This is a genomic window from Streptomyces sp. NPDC032161 (genome assembly GCF_040636995.1).
In the GTDB taxonomy this organism is placed as follows: domain Bacteria; phylum Actinomycetota; class Actinomycetes; order Streptomycetales; family Streptomycetaceae; genus Streptomyces.
On sequence record NZ_JBEZVN010000002.1, the window covers coordinates 1,004,769 to 1,025,185 of the forward strand.

Annotated in this window: 16 protein-coding genes; 6 read left to right on the forward strand and 10 right to left on the reverse strand. The window is 71.6% G+C overall.

The window, feature by feature from the left end:
• Window positions 1-118: 118 nt before the first annotated feature.
• On the reverse strand, window positions 119-1,114 hold the full coding sequence (locus AB0E67_RS10125; RefSeq protein WP_362023375.1) for an ABC transporter permease: 996 nt from the start codon (window positions 1,112-1,114) through the stop codon (window positions 119-121).
• Window positions 1,111-3,876 carry an alpha/beta fold hydrolase gene (locus AB0E67_RS10130; RefSeq protein ID WP_362023378.1) on the reverse strand — a complete coding sequence of 922 codons (2,766 nt, stop codon included), beginning with the start codon at window positions 3,874-3,876 and terminating at the stop codon, window positions 1,111-1,113. Before AB0E67_RS10130 ends, AB0E67_RS10125 begins: the two co-directional genes overlap by 4 nt.
• Before the next feature lie 250 nt (window positions 3,877-4,126).
• Between AB0E67_RS10130 and AB0E67_RS10135 the strand changes: the two genes are divergently transcribed.
• Entirely contained in the window at window positions 4,127-4,681 is a 555-nt protein-coding gene (locus tag AB0E67_RS10135) for a hypothetical protein (RefSeq protein ID WP_362023381.1), read from the forward strand.
• A 99-nt stretch (window positions 4,682-4,780) separates the two neighbouring features.
• Here the strand turns inward: AB0E67_RS10135 and AB0E67_RS10140 are convergent, their stop codons facing one another.
• From AB0E67_RS10140 to AB0E67_RS10150, 3 genes are all read right to left on the reverse strand, one after another.
• Entirely contained in the window at window positions 4,781-5,503 is a 723-nt protein-coding gene (locus tag AB0E67_RS10140; RefSeq protein WP_362023384.1) for a DUF981 family protein, read from the reverse strand.
• A 149-nt stretch (window positions 5,504-5,652) separates the two neighbouring features.
• Window positions 5,653-6,324: a DUF4291 domain-containing protein gene (locus tag AB0E67_RS10145; protein ID WP_362023386.1), complete on the reverse strand. Its 672-nt coding sequence runs from the start codon at window positions 6,322-6,324 to the stop codon at window positions 5,653-5,655.
• 130 nt (window positions 6,325-6,454) lie between these two features.
• Window positions 6,455-6,946, reverse strand: coding sequence for a transglycosylase SLT domain-containing protein (locus AB0E67_RS10150; RefSeq protein WP_362023389.1), 492 nt, complete (start codon window positions 6,944-6,946; stop codon window positions 6,455-6,457).
• Between the two features lie 443 nt (window positions 6,947-7,389).
• On the opposite strand from AB0E67_RS10150, the gene AB0E67_RS10155 reads away from it, so the two are divergent.
• On the forward strand, window positions 7,390-7,836 hold the full coding sequence (locus AB0E67_RS10155; protein ID WP_362023391.1) for a hypothetical protein: 447 nt from the start codon (window positions 7,390-7,392) through the stop codon (window positions 7,834-7,836).
• A 175-nt stretch (window positions 7,837-8,011) separates the two neighbouring features.
• Here AB0E67_RS10155 and mmsA read toward each other — a convergent pair whose 3' ends face one another.
• The 4 genes from mmsA to iolC all read right to left on the reverse strand — a co-directional run bounded on the left by mmsA (window position 8,012) and on the right by iolC (window position 13,649).
• Window positions 8,012-9,511, reverse strand: a complete 1,500-nt coding sequence (mmsA, locus tag AB0E67_RS10160; RefSeq protein WP_362023394.1) for a CoA-acylating methylmalonate-semialdehyde dehydrogenase — start codon at window positions 9,509-9,511, stop codon at window positions 8,012-8,014.
• A gap of 118 nt (window positions 9,512-9,629) precedes the next feature.
• Complete coding sequence (iolD, locus tag AB0E67_RS10165) at window positions 9,630-11,519, reverse strand: 3D-(3,5/4)-trihydroxycyclohexane-1,2-dione acylhydrolase (decyclizing) (protein WP_362023397.1); 1,890 nt, start codon at window positions 11,517-11,519, stop codon at window positions 9,630-9,632.
• Window positions 11,516-12,400, reverse strand: a complete 885-nt coding sequence (gene iolB, locus AB0E67_RS10170) for a 5-deoxy-glucuronate isomerase (protein ID WP_362023400.1) — start codon at window positions 12,398-12,400, stop codon at window positions 11,516-11,518. The genes iolD and iolB overlap by 4 nt, the downstream gene beginning before the upstream one ends.
• 133 nt (window positions 12,401-12,533) lie before the next feature.
• A complete protein-coding gene (gene iolC, locus AB0E67_RS10175) occupies window positions 12,534-13,649 on the reverse strand; it encodes a 5-dehydro-2-deoxygluconokinase (RefSeq protein WP_362023402.1) in 1,116 nt (371 codons plus the stop codon).
• A gap of 137 nt (window positions 13,650-13,786) precedes the next feature.
• Here iolC and AB0E67_RS10180 point away from each other — a divergent pair, with 137 nt between their 5' ends.
• The 4 genes from AB0E67_RS10180 to AB0E67_RS10195 all read left to right on the forward strand — a co-directional run bounded on the left by AB0E67_RS10180 (window position 13,787) and on the right by AB0E67_RS10195 (window position 18,532).
• A complete protein-coding gene (locus AB0E67_RS10180; protein ID WP_362023404.1) occupies window positions 13,787-14,827 on the forward strand; it encodes a sugar phosphate isomerase/epimerase in 1,041 nt (346 codons plus the stop codon).
• Between the two features lie 119 nt (window positions 14,828-14,946).
• A complete protein-coding gene (locus tag AB0E67_RS10185) occupies window positions 14,947-15,447 on the forward strand; it encodes a peptidoglycan-binding protein (protein ID WP_362023407.1) in 501 nt (166 codons plus the stop codon).
• A 207-nt stretch (window positions 15,448-15,654) separates the two neighbouring features.
• Window positions 15,655-15,966: a heavy-metal-associated domain-containing protein gene (locus AB0E67_RS10190; RefSeq protein WP_362023410.1), complete on the forward strand. Its 312-nt coding sequence runs from the start codon at window positions 15,655-15,657 to the stop codon at window positions 15,964-15,966.
• A gap of 124 nt (window positions 15,967-16,090) precedes the next feature.
• Window positions 16,091-18,532: a heavy metal translocating P-type ATPase gene (locus AB0E67_RS10195; RefSeq protein ID WP_362023413.1), complete on the forward strand. Its 2,442-nt coding sequence runs from the start codon at window positions 16,091-16,093 to the stop codon at window positions 18,530-18,532.
• Window positions 18,533-19,099: 567 nt separating this feature from the next.
• Here the strand turns inward: AB0E67_RS10195 and AB0E67_RS10200 are convergent.
• On the reverse strand, window positions 19,100-20,398 hold the full coding sequence (locus tag AB0E67_RS10200; RefSeq protein WP_351521881.1) for a citrate synthase: 1,299 nt from the start codon (window positions 20,396-20,398) through the stop codon (window positions 19,100-19,102).
• Window positions 20,399-20,417: the final 19 nt, after the last annotated feature.

Sequence of the window (20,417 nt, forward strand, 5' to 3'; positions counted from 1 at the left end):
CGGCCCGCGCACAGCCGGCTCCCGTACGAACGGCCCGCACCGCCGGTTCCCGGCTCCCGATCGCGAGTTGCGGCTTCCGGTTCCGGCTCCCGAACCCGGTCGCGGTACGGGCGAGGAGTCAGGACACCACGTCCTTGCGGCCGAACCCCCTGAACGCGAGCGCGAACAGAACCAGCGCGTACGCCACCGAGACCGACGCCCCCTTCAGCATCCCGCCCCATTCCAGTTCGGGCTGGAGCGCGTCCGCCCACGCGAACTGCCAGTGCGCGGGCAGGAATTCGCGCCAGGAACCGAGCGCGGTGACGGCGTCCAGCACATTGCCGACGATCGTCAGCCCGACCGCCCCGCCGACCGCGCCCAGCGGGGCGTCGGTCCTCGTCGAAAGCCAGAACGCCAGCCCGGCGGTGACCAGTTGGGACACGAAGACGAACGCGAGGGCGAGCGTCAGCCGCGACATCGCCGTCGTGGCGTCGAGCGCGCCGCCGGTGGGGAGCTGGAGCGGCCCCCACCCGTACGCGACCGTTCCCGCGGCCAGGGCGACGAGCGGCAGCAGCACCATCGCGGCCAGGCTGAAGCCGAGGGCCACGACGAGCTTGCTCCACAGCAGCCTGACCCGGGGCACGGGCGCCGCCAGCAGATAGCGCAGCGAGGACCAGCTGGCCTCGGACGCCACCGTGTCGCCGCAGAACAGTGCCACCGGGATCACGAGCAGGAACCCCGCGGACACGAACAGGCAGGTCGCGGCGAAATTCGCGCCGGACGCGGTCGCGGTGTCCATCAGGGTGATCCGTCCGCCACCGCCGCCCCGCGAGGACGGTGTGCCGCCGATCGCGAACGCGGCGATCAGGACGAACGGCAGCAGGGCCAGCACCGCGCCCATGAACAGCGTGCGGCGCCTGCGCAGTTGGCGCACCGCCTCGACGCGCAGCGGAAGGGTGCGCCGGGCGCGGTAGCCGGGCGCACCCGCCCCGCCCCCGGCACCGTGCGCACCGGAGACACCGGAGACACCGGAGACACCGGATGCACCGGATGCACCGGATGCACCGGACGCTTCGGATGCTGACGGCACGTCGATCGCCGCGCCGGTCTCTGTGGCATCGCCTGTGGCACTCATGCGGAGCCTCCGGAAATCAGGGTCAGGAACGCGTCCTCCAGGCGGCGGCGCGGCCCGACGCCGGTCAACGGCACGTTGAGCCGGACCAGTTCGGCGATCAGATCGGACGTCGTGGTGCTGGTCCCGTCGAGGCGTACCAGCAGTCCCCGCCCGTCGTCCGTACGCGTGGCCGAGCCGATCCCCGGCAGCGCGGCCACCTTCTCCACGAGGGGGTCGGGCAGTTCGCGTGCGGTGGTGACCAGCAGCACGTCGCCGGAGCCGATGATCTCGGCGACCGGGCCCGCCTGGACGAGCCGGCCCCGGTCCATGACCACGAGGTGGGTGCAGGACTGTTCGACCTCGGAGAGGAGATGGCTGGAGACGATGACGGTACGGCCCCCGGCCGCGTACCGGATCATCACGTCGCGCATCTCGCGGATCTGGGGCGGGTCGAGCCCGTTCGTCGGTTCGTCGAGGATGAGCAGGTCCGGCATCCCGAGCATGGCCTGGGCGATGGCCAGCCGCTGCCGCATGCCCTGCGAGTACGTGCGGACGGCGCGGGCGAGCGCGTCGCCGAGCCCGGCGATCTCCAGGGCCTCGTCGATGCGGGAGTCCTCGGCGGGGCGGCCGGTGGCCGCCCAGTACAGCTCCAGATTGGCGCGCCCGGACAGGTGCGGCAGGAATCCGGCTCCCTCGACGAACGCACCGACGCGCGACAGCACGGGCGCGCCCGGCCGGACGGTCTGCCCGAACACGCGGATCTCGCCGTCGTCCGGTGTGATCAGGCCCATGAGCATGCGCAGGGTGGTGGTCTTGCCCGCGCCGTTGGGGCCGAGGAGTCCGAGTACCTGCCCCTTCTCGACCTGGAAGGACAGGTCCTTCACCGCGAATGGGGTCTCCCCTGCTCGAACGAAGTTGAGAGCTCGGGAAATCTCGGCCGACCTGGCGTACCTCTTCGAGAGGCCGGTGATACGGAGGGGGACGTCGGCGAGCGCCGGGTCGGGTGCGGTGCCGGGCGCCGGGTGCGTGGTACGCCGGGCGCCGGGGCCGGAGGTGCGGCGGGCGGTGAACAGCAGCAGGGCGGCGATCACCGCGGCGGCCGCCGGGAGCCCCCAGGTCCACCGGGGCAGCGCGGCCGCGGCCGTCCTCAGGGCGGGGGCGGTGGGGACGGTGAGCGGTCCGGTGGTGGTCGCCGTGTACGTCGCCGGTTCGGCCGGTGAGGCGTAACCGAGGTCGGTCGCGGAGAGGACCAGCCGGAGCCGGTGCCCCGCGTCGAACCGGTGGTCGATGGCGGGGAGGGTCAGCTCCACGTCCCGGCCCTGCCGGTCCGGGGTGACGCGGAAGGGGGCGACGAGTTGCGCGGGCAGCACCTGTTGCCCGCCGTCCGGCGATACGTCGTAGACCTTGCCGAACAGCACGGCGTCGCCGTGGTCCGCCTTCACGTTCATCCGCACGGTCGGGGAGCCGGTGACGCGCACGGGCCCGTCAAGCGGCGCGGAGTCGAAGCGCGCGTACTGTCCGGGGAAGTCCATGGAGAGGCCGACACCGAGCGAGGACAGCCGGGTCAGCCCGCCGCCGACGCCCGGTACGGCGGAGATGCCGGGCGGGTTGGCCCCGGCCGGGTTGCGGAACGTCTGCGTCCGCCGTCCGAGGCCGATCGTCCTCTCCCCGTCGCCGGCCAGTCCCGGGTACGTGGCGCTGCTCGCCCCGCGCGTACGGGCGGCGCCGTCGGTGGAGTCGACGCCTCCGGTCCGGGTGACGCGGAAGGCGGGCCCGGTGTCGGCGTTCGTGTCGTCCTTGAGGTAGCGGTCGAACCAGTCGGTGATCCGGCCGTGGATCCGGTCGGCCTCCAGGTCGCCGCCGTCGTGCCCGCCCGCGATCCAGTCGACCGCGACCGGTGCGCCGTTGGCGCGGATCGCACGGGCCATGGCGTCCGCCTGGCCGAGCGGGAAGAGGGAGTCGGACTGGCCCTGCACGATGAGCGCGGGCACTCCGATCCGGTCGGCGACGGCGCTCGGGGACCGTTCGGTGAGCAGTGCGCGCGCGGCGGTGTCGGGTTTCCCGGTGACGGCGACCCGTTCGTACATCGCGCAGATCCGCTTCTCGAACTTCTGGCAGCCGCCGCCCGTGGTGACGAAGATCCCGGCCCACAGCTTCTTGAAGACCCCGTCGGGGAAGAGCGCGTCGGCCAGGTTCCAGTACGTGATCTGCGGAGCGACGGCGTCCACGCGCCGGTCGTACCCGGCGGCGAGCAGCGAGGCGGCACCGCCGTAGGAGGCGCCGGTGACGCCGACACGCGGGTCGCCCTCGGCGTCGAGCCGCACCTCGGGCCGGTCCGCGAGCCAGTCGATCAGCCGCGAGACGTCCTTGACCTCGCGGTCGGGGGCGTTGAGCGAGATCTCCCCGCCCGACTTCCCGAACCCCCGGGCGGACCAGGTCAGCACGGCGTACCCGGCACCGGCCAGCCGCTCGGCCTGCGCCCGTACGTCGTTCTTGCTGCCGCCGAACCCGTGCCCGATCAGTACGGCCGGGCGGCGTTCCGTGCCGCCGGTGGTGAAGTACGAGGTGTCGAGGGACACCCCGTCGACACGCATCGTCCGGTCCTGGCGGTGCACGGCCGGGGTGCCGTCGTCGGCCACGGCGTTCCACGTCCCGGCGGCGGCCAGTACGGCGAGCGCCGCGAGGCCCGCGGCCCACCGGCCGCGCGCGCCCCCGCGCCCTCGCCGGCGGGCCCGGGGCAGCGGAAGCCGCCATCGGGACGTACGCGCTCCAGGGGTTTCCATGCTTCCCGACCCTAAGCGGACGGCCGCCGTACGCGGGCAGCCGCCAGGGGGAAGTCTCCGGCCTCCGCCCGGTGCACGGCCGCCGCCCGGCGTACTCCGTACGCGGTACGCCGGGCCGATACGCGGTACGCCGGGCCGATACGCGGTACGCGCCGCGGATGCGCGGCAGGGGCCGCTGGGAGGAATCGAAGGGACGCCCGACACGGGCGGGCGTCTCGCGGTGGCCTTCGCGGACTGGCACCCTGCCGACATGAATCAGGCGGAGGTATTACTCATCGGCGGGCGCGCGGGCGTGGGGAAGTCGACCGTGGCCTGGGAGGTGTCGGCGCTGTTGCGGGCGGCGGAGGTGGCGCACGCGGTGCTGGAGGGCGATCTGATGGGGCAGGTCCATCCGGCTCCGCCGGGCGATCCGCACCGGGCGGGGATCACCGAGCGCAATCTGGCGGCGGTCTGGTCGAACTTCGCGGAACTCGGATACCGGCGGCTCATCTACACCAACACGGTGAGCGTGCTGCCGGAGTCGGCGGCGATGTTCGAGCGCGCGATGGGCTCGCACGTACGGATCGTCCGCGTTCTGCTCACCGCCTCCGACACCACGACGTACGGCCGGCTCCAGGGCCGGGAGATCGGCTCGGAACTGGACCGCGAGGTGGCGAACAGCATGCGCAGGGCCCGTTTCCTGGACGAGCACGCACCGGCGGACACGGTGCGTGTGGCGACGGACGGCCGGAAGGTCACGGATCTCGCGCGCGAGGTGGTGGCCGTGACGGGGTGGGCCGATGCGGTGGCCCCCGAGGGGCCGTAGCGCTGTTGGGACGGGGCCGGATGCCGTGGTAGGGCTCCGGCCCTCGCGCCCCGGGCCGGGTGCCGTGGTTCCCGGGGCCGTGGTGGCGCCCCGCCCGCCTCACTTGGTGTTCATGATCAGGCCGATGTGGGTGAAGTAGGCGAGGGCGCCGAAGAGGAGGAACGCCAGCCCGGACAGCCCCCAGGCGACCCCGATGACCTGGGCCGCCCGCCCCCGGGGCCGACGCAGCATGAACGGGAACAGGATGGCCCCGACGCCCACCAGGAGGTACGCCGCGGACACGAAGGACGTCTCCACCCACGGCCACCGTGCGAACTCCCCGGCGACGGGTTCCTGCGGAGGCGCGGCGAACAGCGTGTACTTCCAGCCCGCGGCGGCGATCCCCAGACAGGCCAGCCCGACGCCGAACACCAGGAGGGAGATGGGCGCGGTGACGCGGGCCGTGTGGACGACGCGGTTGGCGCTGTTGATGTCGGCACCGCGTTTCCAGAGGTAGAGGGCGGCGGCGAGGAGGAGGACACCGAAGAGCACCGCCGGTTCGCCGAAGGCGATGTTGTTCTGCGGGAAGCCGCCCCCGGCGAGTGGCCAGGTCAGGACCATGTGGAGACCGGCCACGACCAGGACGAAGCCGATGGCTCCGAACGCCAGCGCCCATCCGTCGGGGGTGATGGTGCGCCCGGGCTTCAGGAGCTGGTACCCCAGCGCCACCACGAGCAGCAGCCCGGCACCGGCCGTGACCGCGATGATCGTGTTGTACGTCGGCATCCCGGCCCAGTCGATCTTCGGACCGGGCGCCGACAGCAAGAGGGCGTGGTGGGTCATACGCGGAACGTAACGCCGGGCCTGTCACCCCGCAGAAGCATTGGCCCGCTCGCCTGATCCACGAGGCCGCACGCGCTGCCCGGTCACGCGATGTACGCGCCCGCGCGTGGTCGCCCCCTCCCCCGCACCGGCGAACAGCGGGGTGGAACTCAAGAGGCGGTGTGGCCCGTCGCCCCGGGGTAGGGCAGCTCCCTCGGCAGCAGTTGCGTCGCCTCGTCGAGCCGCCCCGCCGTCACGTGTTCGTGGATGCGCCGGGCCAGCGGCGTGACGTCACGGATCGAGACGGTCCACTCGTCCGCGTACCGTCGCGACGCCTCGCCGGACAGGCCGAGTTGCAGCGAACGGTACGGGAGCCGGTCCAGGCGCAGATCGCGTTCCGGGTCCCACTGGACGCGGGCCGGGCTCCGGCGCAGGCTGTCCTGCCAGGCGGCACGGTCGGCGTGAACTCCGCGCACGTAGTGGGAGAGTTCGGAGTGGGCCAGCGCCCAGTCGAATCCCTCGCGGGCGATCTCGACGGCCAGAACGGTCTCCTGGCCCTCCTTCATGGCCCAGCCGCAGCGGTACATCATCCACAGGAAGCTCGGCTTGATCCATGTCATGCGGTCGCGCTTCCACGCCTCCGGGAACCGCCCGTCGCGCGCCGCCGGCTGTCCGATGAACGGGGCGTACGCCTGGTAGACGGTGATCGTCGTGTCCGTGTACAGGGCGCGGATCTCGTGCTGCGGCCTGACCGGAGCGGTCGTGGCCGGGACGGGCACGGACGGGGCGGGCACGGACGGGGCGGTGGGCGCGGTCGGAGCGGTCGCGGTCGGGGTGTTCATGGCCCCATCACAGCATCGGCGAGGCGTACGCCGCGAGCGAGTTGCACCGCGCCGACGGCGTCGACGCCGAAAACCGGGGCAGGGGAGCCGTGACGGCTCCCCTGCCCCGGTCGTTCTTCGGCTGCCCCGCTCAGTAGGCGGAGTTGACGTTGTCGATGGAGCCGTAGCGGTGGGCGGCGTAGTTCGCGGCGGCGGTGATGTTGGCCACCGGGTCGTAGACGTTCTTGGCCGTCCCGCTGACGTGGTAGGCGTTGAACGTCGGGTCGATGACCTGCAGTAGCCCCTTGGACGGAATGCCCTTGGCGGCGTTGGAGTCCCAGTTGTTGATGGCGTTCGGATTGCCGCCGGACTCACGCATCAGGTTGCGGTGGATCCCGTCGTACGAGCCCGGGATGCCCTTCGCCCGCATGACCTCCAGCGCCTGCTTGATCCAGGCGTCGACGTTGCCGCCACTCGCCTGGGTGGGGGCGGCGGGAGCCTGGGCCGGGGTGGCGGCCGAGGCGGCCGGGGCTCCGGCGACGGCACCGGCGACAACCGCCGCGCCTGCCGCGAGCACGCCCAGAGAAGTCTTCTTGGTGCGGGTCATACGAGCGAAATTCTTGGGCATCGCAGTGATCTGCATTCAGCAATTCCTCTTCGATCGGGGGTGATGTCAAAAATTGTTATGCGAGGAGCAAATCCAAGTCAACGAGGACCTTTTACTAGAACGGATCGTAGGTGTCGGTGGAAATGATCCGAGAATTCCGCACTGAGCAGTGAAACGCAGGGAGCACGGCTCCGGAGCGCCCTACTATCCATCCTCATAGTGACCGCCGCCACATGACCCACCCCACACGGCAAAGGCCCCAAATCGGGACAAGAGTGGCGCGTATCACGTGGCCTGCGTCACACGAGAAGCCTTCTTTTCACTCGCCGTCATAAGAGAAATGCGCGGCGCATTCACGCGCATGACCTCAGAGGTAATTGAGCGGGTGCCGCGTGCGTCCGTACCTTCCTCGTGCGGCACGCGGCTTCGCCGAAGGCGCGACACGACAGACCGCGTGACAACGACAGGAGGACCCAGTGATGGCGTACCGGAACGCGAGTACGGCCCCGGCACCGGGCACGAAGGACACGGCGGGCACGACGGGCGTCGCCCGCACCGACGGACTGCTCCGGACGGCCCTCATGGCGGACGTGGTCCTCACCGGCGCCAACGGCATCGGCTATCTCGCGCTCGCCACGGTCCTGGACTCGTTCCTCGGTGTGCCGCGCCCGGTGGAGTACGCGGTGGGCGTGTTCCTCACGGTGTACGCGGCGTGGCTGCTGTCCGTCTCCCGCCGGGCCGAGCTCCACCGGGGCGCGGTCGCCGTCGTCATCGCCCTGAACACCGCCTGGGCCGTGACGAGTGTCGTCACCGTGCGCGTGGACGCGCTGACGGCGACGGGGATCGGCAACGGATGGATCGTGTTCCAGGGGCTGACCGTGGCGGGCATGGGGGCGCTGCAGTACCTGGGGCTGCGGCGCATGTGAGCCCCTGGGACGCACACGCGGTCCGCCCGGGGCCGTGGTCCACCCGACCGCGGACAAGAAGCGACGGCCCGCCCGGACACGGAACGCGGCGACGGCCCGCCCGGACACGAAGAAATGTGTCCGGACGGGCCGTCGCGTCGGGGGTGGATCGGGGCCCGCGGGCGGGGCAGTGGGATCAGTGGTTGCGGGGGAAGCCCAGGTCCACTCCGGCCGGTGCGTCGGCCGGGTCCGGCCAGCGGGTGGTGACGACCTTGCCGCGGGTGTAGAAGTGCACGCCGTCGTTGCCGTAGATGTGGTGGTCGCCGAAGAGGGAGTCCTTCCAGCCACCGAAGGAGTGGTAGCCCACCGGCACCGGGATCGGCACGTTGACGCCGACCATGCCGGCCTCGATCTCCAGCTGGAAGCGGCGGGCGGCGCCGCCGTCACGGGTGAAGATCGCGGTGCCGTTGCCGAACGGCGAGGCGTTCATGAGGGCCACGCCCTCCTCGTACGTCTCCGCGCGCAGCACGCACAGCACCGGGCCGAAGATCTCGTCCTTGTACGCGTCCGAGTCGGTGGACACGTGGTCGAGGAGGGAGAGGCCGATCCAGTGGCCGTTCTCGAAGCCCTCGACGGTGAAGCCGGTGCCGTCCAGGACGACCTCGGCGCCCTGGGCCGCCGCGCCCGTGACGTAGGAGGCGACCTTGTCGCGGTGGGCGGCGGTGATCAGCGGGCCCATCTCGGAGGACGGGTCGTTGCCCGGGCCGATCTTGATCTTCTCGGCGCGCTCCTTGATCTTGGCGACGAGTTCGTCGCCGATGGAGCCGACCGCGACGACAGCGGAGATCGCCATGCAGCGCTCACCGGCGGAGCCGTACGCGGCGGAGACGGCGGCGTCGGCGGCGGCGTCGAGGTCCGCGTCCGGCAGCACCAGCATGTGGTTCTTCGCCCCGCCGAGCGCCTGGACGCGCTTGCCGTTGGCGGAGGCGGTGGCGTGGATGTAGCGGGCGATCGGGGTGGAGCCCACGAAGGAGACCGCGGCCACGTCCGGGTGGTTCAGCAGCCCGTCGACGGCGACCTTGTCACCGTGCAGGACGTTCAGCACACCGTCCGGGAGACCGGCCTCGGCGGCCAGCTCGGCCAGCAGGACGGCGGCCGACGGGTCCTTCTCGCTGGGCTTGAGCACGAACGTGTTGCCGCACGCGACGGCGAGCGGGAACATCCACATCGGCACCATGGCCGGGAAGTTGAACGGGGTGATTCCGGCGACGACGCCGAGCGACTGGCGGATCCCGGCGACGTCGACCCGGCTGGACACCTGGGTGGACAGCTCGCCCTTGAGCTGGGTCGTGATGCCGCAGGCCAGCTCGACGATCTCCAGACCGCGGGCCACCTCGCCCAGGGCGTCCGAGTGCACCTTGCCGTGCTCGGCGGTGATGAGGCGGGCGATGTCCTCGCGGTGGGCGTCGAGCAGCGCGCGGTAACGGAAGAGGATCGCGGTGCGGGTCGCCAGCGAGGACGTGCCCCAGGTGGCGTAGGCCTCCTTCGCGGCGGCGACCGCGGCGTCCACCTCGTCGGGGGAGGCGAGCGCGACCCGGGTGGTGACCTCGCCCGTGGCCGGGTCGGTGACCGGGCCGTAGTTGCCCGACGCACCCTCGACGGTCTTGCCACCGATCCAGTGGTTGACGGTCTTCATGACAGAGCTCCTTCGATGGCGTTCGGTGGGGGTTCGATGGCGTTCGGTGGCGTCTTCGGACAGCTGGACGGTGCCGACGGGAAGGGCGGTCTCCGGGCACTGAGCGGCGGTCGTCGCTTCAGAGGTGATGGCGTCGGTCGGCGGCATTCCGGTCGTACGTCTCGCGGGCTTTCACGGCCGACGGCCGGGTGGCCGTCTCGGCCACGGGGACATCCCACCACGCCTGCGCCGGAGGAGGGCCCGACACTGTGTCTGCCGTTTCGGTCTCGACGTAGACACAAGTGGGAACGTCCGAGGCCCGCGCCTCGGCGAGGGCTTCGCGCAGGTCGCGCACGGTCCTGGCGCGCAGCACCCGCATGCCGAGCGAGCCCGCGTTGGCCGCGAGGTCGACGGGCAGCGGCGGGCCGGTGAAGGTGCCGTCGGTGGCGCGGTGACGGTAGGCGGTGCCGAAGCGCTCGGCACCGACCGTCTCGGAGAGGCCTCCGATGGACGCGTAGCCGTGGTTCTGGAGCACGACGAGCTTCACGGGCAGCTCCTGCTGCACGGCGGTGACGATCTCGGTGGGGTTCATCAGATACGTGCCGTCGCCGACGAGCGCCCAGACGGGGCGGTCGGGGGCGGCCAGCCGGACCCCGATCGCGGCCGGGATCTCGTAGCCCATGCAGGAGTAGCCGTACTCGACGTGGTACTGGTGCGGGGAACGGGCCCGCCAGAGCTTGTGCAGGTCGCCGGGGAGCGAACCGGCCGCGTTGATCAGTACGTCGTCCTCGGTGACGAGCGCGTCGAGGAGGCCGAGGACCTGGGCCTGGGTGGGGCGGGCGTGCGGGTCGTCGGCGGTGAACGCGGCCGTCACCCGTCGTTCCCACTCCTTCTTGGCCTCGGTGTACTCGGTCTCGTAGGCCGGGTCGACGCGATGGTGGTGCGCGGCCAGCTCCACGTCGAGCGCCTTCAGCGCGGTACGGGCGTCGGCGACCAGCGTGAGGGCGCCGAGCTTGTGCGCGTCGAAGCCGGTGATGTTGACGTTGAGGAAGCGGACCGCCGGGTTCTGGAAGAGGGTGGCGGAGGCGGTGGTGAAGTCGGAGTAACGGGTTCCGACCCCGATCACCAGGTCCGCGTCCCGGGCCAGCGCGTCGGCGGTCGCGGTGCCGGTGTGGCCGATGCCGCCGACGTCGGCGGGGTGGTCGTGGCGCAGGGAGCCCTTGCCCGCCTGGGTGGAGGCGACGGGGATGCGGGTGGCGGCGGCGAACGCGGCGAGGGCCTCCCCGGCCCCGCTGTGGCGCACCCCGCCGCCCGCCACGATCAACGGCCGTCGGGCACCGCGCACGGCCCGTACCGCCCGCTGAAGTTCGTACGGGTCGGGGGCGGGGCGGCGCACGTACCAGACGCGCTCGGCGAAGAACTCCTCCGGCCAGTCGTGCGCCTGGGCCTGTACGTCCTGCGGCAGCGCCAGCGTGACCGCGCCGGTCTCCGCCGGGTCGGCGAGGGTCCGCATGGCCTGGAGGGCAGCCGGGATCAGGGCCTCCGGGCGGGTGATCCGGTCGGAGTAGCGGGAGACGGGGCGCAGGCAGTCGTTGACGGAGACATCGCCCGCGTACGGGACCTCGAGCTGCTGGAGCACGGGGTCGGCGGGCCGGGTCGCGAAGATGTCGCCGGGCAGGAGCAGGACGGGGAGGTGGTTGACGGTGGCGAGGGCGGCTCCGGTGACGAGGTTGGTGGCGCCGGGGCCGATGGACGTGGTGACGGCGTGCGCGGAGAGCCGGTCGGACTGGCGGGCGTAACCGACGGCGGCGTGCACCATGGCCTGTTCGTTGCGGCCCTGGAAGTACGGCATGGACCGGCCGGACTCGACGAGCGCCTGCCCGATCCCGGCGACGTTGCCGTGGCCGAAGATGCCCCAGGTGGCGCTGATCAGCCGCTGCCGGCGGCCGTCGCGCTCGGTGTACTGGCGGGTCAGGAAGGTCACCAGGGCCTGGGCGGTGGTGAGCCGGCGGGTGGCTGACGCGCTCACGAGGCTGCCTCCGGTCCGTACAGCGGAAGTCTCGGGTCCACGGGCTGCGAGGACCAGGTGTCGCGGATCCACGCGTGGTCGGGGTGGTCGGTGATGAGCCACTCCCGCTCCCCCGGGCCCGCCATGACGTTGAGGTAGTACAGCGTGCGGCCGGGCGGTGCGATGGACGGGCCGTGCCAGCCGTCGGGGATCAGGACGGCGTCGCCGCTGCGGACCTCGGCGAGGACGTCCGTACCGCCGGGACGGGACGGCGACACCCGGTGGTAGCCGAGGCCGTCGCGCTCCACCTCGAAGTAGTAGATCTCCTCCAGCACGGACTCGGCGCCGGGCCGGTGCTCGTCGTGCTTGTGCGGCGGGTACGACGACCAGTTGCCGCCGGGCGTGAGGACCTCGACGGCGATCAGCCGGTCGCACTCGAACGTGTCGGCGGCGGCGAAGTTGTTGACCTGCCGGGAGCAGTTCCCGGAGCCGCGCAGCTCCACGGGGACCTCCGGCGCGGGGCCGTAGCGAGCGGGGAGTCGTCGCTCGCACTTCGCTCCTGCCAGGGCGAAGCGGCCTCCTGCGCCGGAGGCGATCTGTGCGTGGGCGTCGCGCGGTAGGTAGGCGAAGTCGGATACCCCGCTGAACACGCTTTCCCGGCCCAGCAGTTCAAAGATCTCACCTGAGGTATGCACCGTACAGCCACCGGTCAACGGCAGGACGATCCACTCGCTCTCCCCGGTGACGAGCGTGTGAATTCCACCCGGATCCAAGGCGAGCACGCGCAGGCGGGACCGGTCCCAGCCGGCGCGTTCCGGAGAGATGTCGAGGGTGTAGGAGCCGCTCGCCGTGCTGCCCGCGCAGAGGTGGTGGCGCGGTTCGTCGTCGTCATCCGTCGTCATGTCTCTTCCCTACCCGTCCCTGCCCGTCGCTCGCCGACGTGCTGCCCGATGTCCGGGCCGGTGCGTGACCCGATGCGCGCCCCGGCGCTCGGGGTGGTGCGCGACCCGACGCACGGGGTGGTGCGTGGCCGCGTCATGGTGCGGCTCCGGTGCGGTGGGCGGTGACGGCCCCCTCGGCCAGGACCGCCTCGACCTCGTGCGGGAACGGCATGGCGGACGAGCAGGAGAGCCGGGAGGCGACGATGGCCCCGGCCGCGTTGGCGTACCGCATGACGCGTGCGGCGTCCCAGCCCGCGAGCAGCCCGTGGCAGAGCGCCCCGCCGAACGCGTCGCCCGCGCCGAGGCCGTTGACCACCTCGACGGGCAGCGGGGGCACGTCGGTGATCGTGCCGTCGCGGTGGACGGCGAGCACGCCCGCGGGGCCCCGCTTCACGACGGCCAGTTCGACACCTGCGGCGATCAGGGCGCGGGCGGCGTCGTACGGTTCGCTCTCCCCGGTCGCGATCGCGCACTCGTCGGGGTTGCCGACGGCGACGGTGGCGAGTGCGAGGGCCTCGCGGTAACGGGCGGCGGCATCCGTCACCCGGCCGGAGGTGCCCGGCACCTGGTCGGAGGCGTCCGACAACCGACCCTGAGGGTCCGGCGCCCGGCCGAATGCGTTCGGCGCGACGGCCGCGTCCGGTGCGGTGACGGCCTCCGCTGTGGCGTCGCCCCAGAACATCGGGCGCCAGTCGAGGTCGAACACGGTGATGCCGGACCGGCCTCGGGCGCGCAGCGCGGCGAGGGTCGAGGTGCGGCTCGGCTCGGCGCACAGGCCGGTGCCCGTCGCCCAGAAGACCCGCGCGGACCGGATCGCGTCGAGATCCAGTTCCTCGGTCCGGATCTCCAGGTCCGGGGCCTTGGGGCGGCGGTAGAAGTAGAGCGGGAAGTTGTCGGGCGGGAAGACCTCGCAGAACGTGATCGGCGTCGGGTACGCGTCGACGGGTGTCGCCCACCGGTCGTCCACCCCGAACTCCCGCAGCTGGTGGCGCAGATAGTCCCCGAAGGCGTCCCGCCCGGTGCGCGTCACCACCGCGGTCCGCCGGCCGAGCCGCGCCGCCGCGACGGCGACGTTGGAGGGCGAGCCGCCGAGGAACTTGCCGAACGTCTCGACCCGGGCCAGCGGCACACCGATCTGCAGGGGGTAGAGATCGACACCGATCCGGCCCATGGTGATCACGTCGTACGGCTCGGGCTTCGGCTCGGGCATGGGCGTGCACATCCCTTCGACCGGCGGCGCTGACGGCTGTTCAAGGTCTAACGGCCCTCCGACCCCCTGTCAACGCTATGTCCGGACATAAGGACGAATGATTGACAGGGGTTCCGGGGCCCGGAAGTCTGGGCCGCATGGTCTCTCCCTCCCGAGCACCTGCTCCGTCGCGCATCCGCATCGGTTCGGCACCCGACTCGTGGGGGGTCTGGTTCCCCGACGATCCGCGGCAAGTGCCCTGGCAGCGCTTCCTCGACGAGGTCTCCGAGGCGGGTTACGAGTGGATCGAGCTGGGCCCGTACGGCTATCTCCCGACCGATCCGGCCCGGCTCGCCGACGAGACCGGCCGCCGGGGGCTCAGGGTGTCGGCCGGGACGGTCTTCACCGGATTGCACCACGGGCCGGGTGTCTGGGACCGGACCTGGGCGCATGTCGCCGGCATCGCGGCACTCACGCGGGCGATGGGCGCCGGGCATCTGGTGGTCATCCCGGCGTTCTGGCGCGACGACCGGACGGGCGAGGTCCTGGAGGACCGGGAGCTGACCGCGGAGCAGTGGCGCGATCTCACCAGCCAGACGGAACGGCTGGCCCGGGAGGTACGGGACCGGTACGGGCTGCGCGTCGTCGTCCACCCGCACGCCGACACCCACATCGACGAGCCGGAGAACGTCGGCCGCTTCCTCGACGCCACCGATCCCGACCTGGTCTCGCTCTGCCTCGACACCGGTCATTACGCGTACTGCGGCGGCGACAGCGTCGAACTGATCGAGACCTACGGCGAGCGGATCGGCTATCTGCACCTCAAGCAGGTCGATCCGGAGGTCCTGGCCCGGGTGGTGGCGGACGAGGTGCCGTTCGGGCCCGCCGTGGCGCGGGGCGTGATGTGCGAACCGCCGGGCGGGGTGCCCGCGCTGGAACCCGTGCTCGCCGCGGCCCGCGCCCTGGACGTCGACCTCTTCGCCATCGTCGAGCAGGACATGTACCCGTGCCCGCCCGACAAGCCGTTCCCCATCGCCCGCCGCACCCGGGACTACCTCCGTTCCTGCGGTGGCCCGCGCCGCCCCGGCGTACCGACCGACCCGCAGGGGGGTGACGGACCGGTCGACCGGCGGGGGAACGTCGCACCGGCCGACCCGCCCGGGAACGGCGCGCCGACCGGACCGCACCGGGCCGGCTGACACGCCGAACGGTTCCGGGAAGTGACATCGTGGCGGTACGCGGTGTTGTCCTCGACAAGAGGGCGGTGCGCGGCCCCGGTCGCGCACCCCGCCGCACCGCACGAGGAGCACGACCGACCATGACCCGGAAGACGCCGCTGTCCCGCAGGACCCACTGGACACACAGGCCGGACAGGACGCGCGGGACGGACAGGACGCGCGGGACGGACAGGACGCGCAGGGCGGCGGGGGCCGTCGCCCTGGCCGTGGCCACGCTGACCGCCTCCCTGGCCGCTTCCCTCAGCATCGCCCCGGCCGCATCGGCCGACCCGCAGAACCCGGTGCCGCCGCCCGGTTCCAGCCCGGTCTGCGCCTTCTACGACGGCGACGCGCCGACCGTGTACGGAGAACGGGGCGACCGGGTCTCCCACCAGGTCCAGTGCATGCTCGCCAACCGTCACTACCTGCCGTGGTCCGGTCTCGGCGGACGGTTCGGGCCGCAGACCTTCCTGGCCGTGCGGCGCTTCCAGGCGGACCATCCCCCGCTCGCGCCGAACGGCCTGGTCACCGAGGCCACCTGGTCGGCGCTCTGGCACGCGGGACCGAGCCGTACGAGCCGGCTCCCCCACCCTCCGATGTGAGGCGACTCATCCACCGGTGACACTCGCCCATTGACGGGGATACTCGCATTCATACCCCCTAGGGGTATAAGGTGACGAGTGTCGGAGCCCACCGGAACCGCCGGGTTCCCGACGCCATGCCGTTTCGCGCTCGCCGCGACCGGAAGGCCGCGGCCGGAACGCCGCGGCCGAAGAGTGGCAGTCGAAGAGTCGAAGAGGAGAACACCCATGACCGTCGAGACCCAGCTTCCCCAGGCCACCGGCTCCTGCTGCTCGCCGAGCGGCTCCTGCCACGACAGCGCCGGCGGCGACTCCGCGGCGGGCGCGGTGACCACCGTCTACCAGGTGTCCGGCATGACCTGCGGGCACTGCGAGGGGGCGGTCTCCGGGGAGATCTCCGGCATCAAGGGCGTCACCTCGGTGAAGGCGGTGGCCTCCACCGGCCAGGTGACCGTCGTCTCCGACGCCCCGCTGTCCGAGGAGGACGTGCGCGCCGCGGTCGACGAGGCGGGCTACGAGCTCGTCGGCGCCACGGCCTGACCCACGGGCCCGGGACGAAGCCGCTCCCCGGGCCGACCCGCATCACCCCGCGTTGTCGCCGGGCCGGACCTGCCAGCAGATACTGGTGGGGTACGGCCCGGTCGGCGTTTCAGGAGTTTCGGACATGCACAGCGCGACGGAAGCCGGGGCACCGGCGACCGACAACTTCCGGGCCGAACTCACCATCGGCGGGATGACCTGCGCCTCCTGCGCGGCCCGGGTCGAGAAGAAGCTCAACCGCATGGACGGCGTCACCGCCACGGTCAACTACGCGACCGAGAAGGCCCGGGTGTCGTTCGGTCCGGGCACCGGGATCGCCGATCTGATCGCCACGGTCGAGAAGACCGGTTACACGGCACAGCCCGTATCCGGCGCCACGCCGGCCCCCTGCCCCTCCTCCCCCGCCCCGGCACGGGCCCCCGCACGACCTCCCACGCCCCGGACCGGCACCGAAGCCGACCGGCCCACCGACGTCACCGGGCGGGTCGATGTCCCAGGACGGGCCGCTGTCCCCCCGGACCGGCCCGCCGACACCACCGACCGGTCGGCCGACGTCACCGAGCAGCCCGCCGACGCCGCCGAACGGGAGGCCGACGCCGCACTCGCCGCACTGCGGCAGCGCCTGACCGTGTCGGCGGTCCTCGCCGCCCCCGTCGTCCTGCTCTCGATGATCCCGGCCTTCCAGTTCGACAACTGGCAGTGGCTCTCCCTCGCTCTCGCCGCCCCCGTCGTCGTCTGGGGCGGGCTGCCCTTCCACCGCGCCACCTGGACCAATCTGCGGCACGGCGTGGCCACCATGGACACCCTGGTCTCGGTCGGCACCCTCGCCGCCTTCGGCTGGTCCTTGTGGGCCCTGTTCCTCGGTGACGCGGGCGTGACCGGGATGCGGCACGGTTTCGACCTCATCGCCTCGCGCCACGGGGCCTCCTCCACCATCTATCTGGAGGTCGCGGCGGGCGTCATCACCTTCATCCTGCTCGGCCGCTACCTGGAGGCCCGCTCCAAGCGGAAGGCCGGTTCCGCCCTGCGCGCGCTGATGCACCTGGGCGCGAAGGACGTCTCCGTCCTTCGCGACGGCGGGGAGGTGCGCGTTCCGGTGAGCCGTCTCGCCGTCGGCGACCGCTTCGTCGTACGGCCCGGCGAGAAGATCGCCACCGACGGCACGGTCGTCGAGGGCGCGTCGGCCGTGGACGCCTCCATGCTCACCGGGGAGTCCGCCCCGGTCGACGTGGGCGTCGGGGACTCCGTCACCGGGGCCACCGTGAACGCCTCCGGCCGGCTGGTCGTCGAGGCGACCCGGATCGGCGCCGACACGCAGCTGGCCCGGATGGCCAGGCTCGTCGAGGACGCGCAGAACGGCAAGGCGGCGGCACAGCGCCTCGCGGACCGGATCTCGGCCGTCTTCGTCCCGGCCGTCATCGCGCTCGCCCTGGCCACACTGGTCGCGTGGCTGCTCGTCACGGACGACGTGACGGCGGCGTTCACGGCCGCCGTGGCCGTACTGATCATCGCCTGCCCGTGCGCCCTGGGCCTGGCCACCCCGACCGCCCTCATGGTCGGCACCGGCCGCGGCGCCCAGCTCGGCATCCTGATCAAGGGCCCCGAAGTCCTGGAGACCACCCGCCGAGTCGACACCATCGTCCTGGACAAGACCGGCACCGTCACCACCGGCCGCATGACCCTCCTCGACATCCACACCACCACGGACACCACCGAGACCGAAGTCCTGCGCCTCGCCGGCGCCCTGGAACACTCCTCCGAACACCCCATCGCCCAGGCCGTCGCCACCGGCGCCACCGAACGCACCGGCACCCCCCTCCCCACCCCCGAGGACTTCACCAACGTCCCCGGACTCGGCGTCCAGGGCATCGTCGACGGCCACGCCGTCCTCGTCGGCCGCGAACAACTGCTCGCGGAGGCGGGCATCAGGATCCGCGCCGATCTGGCGGGCGCCGTGGCGCACGCGGCGGGCCGGGGCCGTACCGCGATCGTGGTCGCCTGGGACGGCGAGGCACGTGCGGTCCTGGAGGTCGCCGACGCCGTCAAGAGGTCCAGCGCGGAGGCCGTCGCCGAACTGCGCGCGCTCGGTCTGCGTCCCGTTCTGCTGACCGGCGACAACCGGGCGGTGGCCGAGGCCGTCGCGGCCGAGGTCGGGATCGACACGGTGTACGCGGAGGTCATGCCCGAGGACAAGGTCGACGTCGTCAAGGAACTCCAGTCCCGGGGGCGCTCCGTCGCCATGGTCGGCGACGGCGTGAACGACGCGGCCGCCCTGGCCACGGCCGATCTCGGGCTGGCCATGGGGACCGGCACGGACGCCGCGATCGAGGCGAGCGATCTCACGCTCGTTCGTGGAGATCTCAAGGTGGCGGCCGATGCCATCAGGCTCTCCCGACGCACCCTGACCACCATCAGGGGCAACCTTCTCTGGGCATTCGGTTATAACGTCGCCGCCCTGCCCCTTGCGGCATTTGGGCTGCTCAACCCTATGATTGCCGGAGCGGCGATGGCGCTCTCATCGGTCTTCGTCGTGACGAACAGCCTGCGGTTGCGTGCCTTCACGTAACTTCCACAAAGAGACTTAGATCACATCGATTTGAGGGTAACCATCCGATGGGTTCGCGAGTCTAAGAGTGCGATGCCAAGGATGTCTTGGGGGACGTCCGGCGAAGCGTCTTGGGGGACGCTTCGGGCAAGCGTTGGCCGGGGCACGTGCACCGGGGAGCTTTGAGCGGCCCTCCCGTGCGTACGTACCCCGGCAGATCGCACCGGAAGTACAAGTGAAGAACGTAGTCCGCAGTGGGCGAGGGTATGCCCTGGAGCCTCGGCTCCCGCAGACACCCGGCCGGATCCCGTGGGGGGAATCCGCTCCGGGATATGGGAAGCGCCTCGTTGTCGGCCCGTGGGGGGATCGACGGCGGGGCGCTTCTCCCTGCCCGCCGCCCACCCCGCAACGCACAACTGCCCCGCAACGCGAATCGCCCCGTGCTCCGCGCTCTGTGCGACAGCGCGGTACACGGGGCGAAGACCCACCGGCCGACCGGCGACCGGAATGGTGCGAGGTGCCACGAGCCTCAATGGATCGGGACCGGTCCGCCCGGGCTCGATCGGCTCGGGCTCGGTCCGCTCGGACTCAGCGGCTCTCGACCGGGACGAAGTCGCGCAGGACCTCGCCGGTGTAGATCTGGCGCGGGCGGCCGATGCGGGAACCCGGCTCCTTGATCATCTCGTGCCACTGGGCGATCCAGCCCGGGAGGCGGCCGAGCGCGAACAGCACGGTGAACATCTCGGTCGGGAAGCCCATGGCCCGGTAGATGAGACCGGTGTAGAAGTCCACGTTGGGGTAGAGGTTGCGCGCGACGAAGTACTCGTCGGAGAGCGCGTGCTCCTCCAGCTTCAGCGCGATGTCGAGCAGCTCGTCGGACTTGCCGAGCGCGGACAGCACGTCGTGGGCGGCGGCCTTGATGATCTTGGCACGCGGGTCGAAGGACTTGTAGACGCGGTGGCCGAAGCCCATCAGCCGGACGCCGTCCTCCTTGTTCTTCACCTTGGTGATGAAGGAGTCGACATCGCCGCCGTTGGCCTGGATGCCCTCCAGCATCTCCAGCACCGACTGGTTGGCGCCGCCGTGCAGCGGACCCCACAGCGCCGAGATGCCGGCGGAGATCGAGGCGAACATGTTCGCCTGCGAGGAGCCGACCAGACGCACGGTGGAGGTCGAACAGTTCTGCTCGTGGTCCGCGTGCAGGATGAGCAGCTTGTCGAGCGCGGAGACGACGACCGGGTCGAGCTCGTACTCCTGGGCGGGGACCGAGAAGGTCATGCGCAGGAAGTTCTCGACGTACCCGAGGTCATTGCGCGGGTAGACGAAGGGGTGGCCGATCGACTTCTTGTACGCGTACGCGGCGATCGTCGGCAGCTTGGCCAGCAGCCGGATCGTCGAGAGGTGGCGCTGCTCCTCGTCGAACGGGTTGTGGCTGTCCTGGTAGAACGTGGACAGCGCGCTGACCACCGAGGACAGCATGGCCATCGGGTGGGCGTCGCGCGGGAATCCGTCGAAGAACCGCTTGACGTCCTCGTGCAGCAGCGTGTGCTGGGTGATCTCGTTCTTGAAGGCCGACAGCTCGTCGACCTTGGGAAGCTCACCGTTGATGAGGGTGTACGCGACCTCGAGGAACGTCGAGCGCTCGGCGAGCTGCTCGATGGGGTAGCCGCGGTAGCGCAGAATGCCCTGCTCGCCATCGAGGTAGGTGATGGCGGATTTATAGGCCGCGGTGTTGCCGTATCCACTGTCCAGCGTCACCAGACCGGTGTTGGCGCGGAGCTTCCCGATGTCGAAGCCCTTGTCCCCGACGGTGCTCTCGATCACCGGGTAGGTGTACTCGCCGTCGCCGTACCGCAGTACTACAGCGTTGTTGGTGTGCTCGCTCACGTCATCCCTCACCGACGTA

What these genes read in the sequence shown, in the direction of transcription:
- AB0E67_RS10185 (WP_362023407.1), top strand. Translation starts at nt 14,947, where the DNA reads ATGACCCGGAAGACGCCGCTGTCCCGCAGGACCCACTGGACACACAGG.
- AB0E67_RS10140 (WP_362023384.1), bottom strand. Translation starts at nt 5,503, where the DNA reads ATGACCCACCACGCCCTCTTGCTGTCGGCGCCCGGTCCGAAGATCGAC.
- iolC (WP_362023402.1), bottom strand. Translation starts at nt 13,649, where the DNA reads ATGCCCGAGCCGAAGCCCGAGCCGTACGACGTGATCACCATGGGCCGG.
- AB0E67_RS10130 (WP_362023378.1), bottom strand. Translation starts at nt 3,876, where the DNA reads ATGGAAACCCCTGGAGCGCGTACGTCCCGATGGCGGCTTCCGCTGCCC.
- AB0E67_RS10145 (WP_362023386.1), bottom strand. Translation starts at nt 6,324, where the DNA reads ATGAACACCCCGACCGCGACCGCTCCGACCGCGCCCACCGCCCCGTCC.
- AB0E67_RS10190 (WP_362023410.1), top strand. Translation starts at nt 15,655, where the DNA reads ATGACCGTCGAGACCCAGCTTCCCCAGGCCACCGGCTCCTGCTGCTCG.
- AB0E67_RS10155 (WP_362023391.1), top strand. Translation starts at nt 7,390, where the DNA reads ATGGCGTACCGGAACGCGAGTACGGCCCCGGCACCGGGCACGAAGGAC.
- AB0E67_RS10150 (WP_362023389.1), bottom strand. Translation starts at nt 6,946, where the DNA reads ATGCAGATCACTGCGATGCCCAAGAATTTCGCTCGTATGACCCGCACC.
- mmsA (WP_362023394.1), bottom strand. Translation starts at nt 9,511, where the DNA reads ATGAAGACCGTCAACCACTGGATCGGTGGCAAGACCGTCGAGGGTGCG.
- AB0E67_RS10135 (WP_362023381.1), top strand. Translation starts at nt 4,127, where the DNA reads ATGAATCAGGCGGAGGTATTACTCATCGGCGGGCGCGCGGGCGTGGGG.
- AB0E67_RS10195 (WP_362023413.1), top strand. Translation starts at nt 16,091, where the DNA reads ATGCACAGCGCGACGGAAGCCGGGGCACCGGCGACCGACAACTTCCGG.
- iolB (WP_362023400.1), bottom strand. Translation starts at nt 12,400, where the DNA reads ATGACGACGGATGACGACGACGAACCGCGCCACCACCTCTGCGCGGGC.
- AB0E67_RS10125 (WP_362023375.1), bottom strand. Translation starts at nt 1,114, where the DNA reads ATGAGTGCCACAGGCGATGCCACAGAGACCGGCGCGGCGATCGACGTG.
- AB0E67_RS10180 (WP_362023404.1), top strand. Translation starts at nt 13,787, where the DNA reads ATGGTCTCTCCCTCCCGAGCACCTGCTCCGTCGCGCATCCGCATCGGT.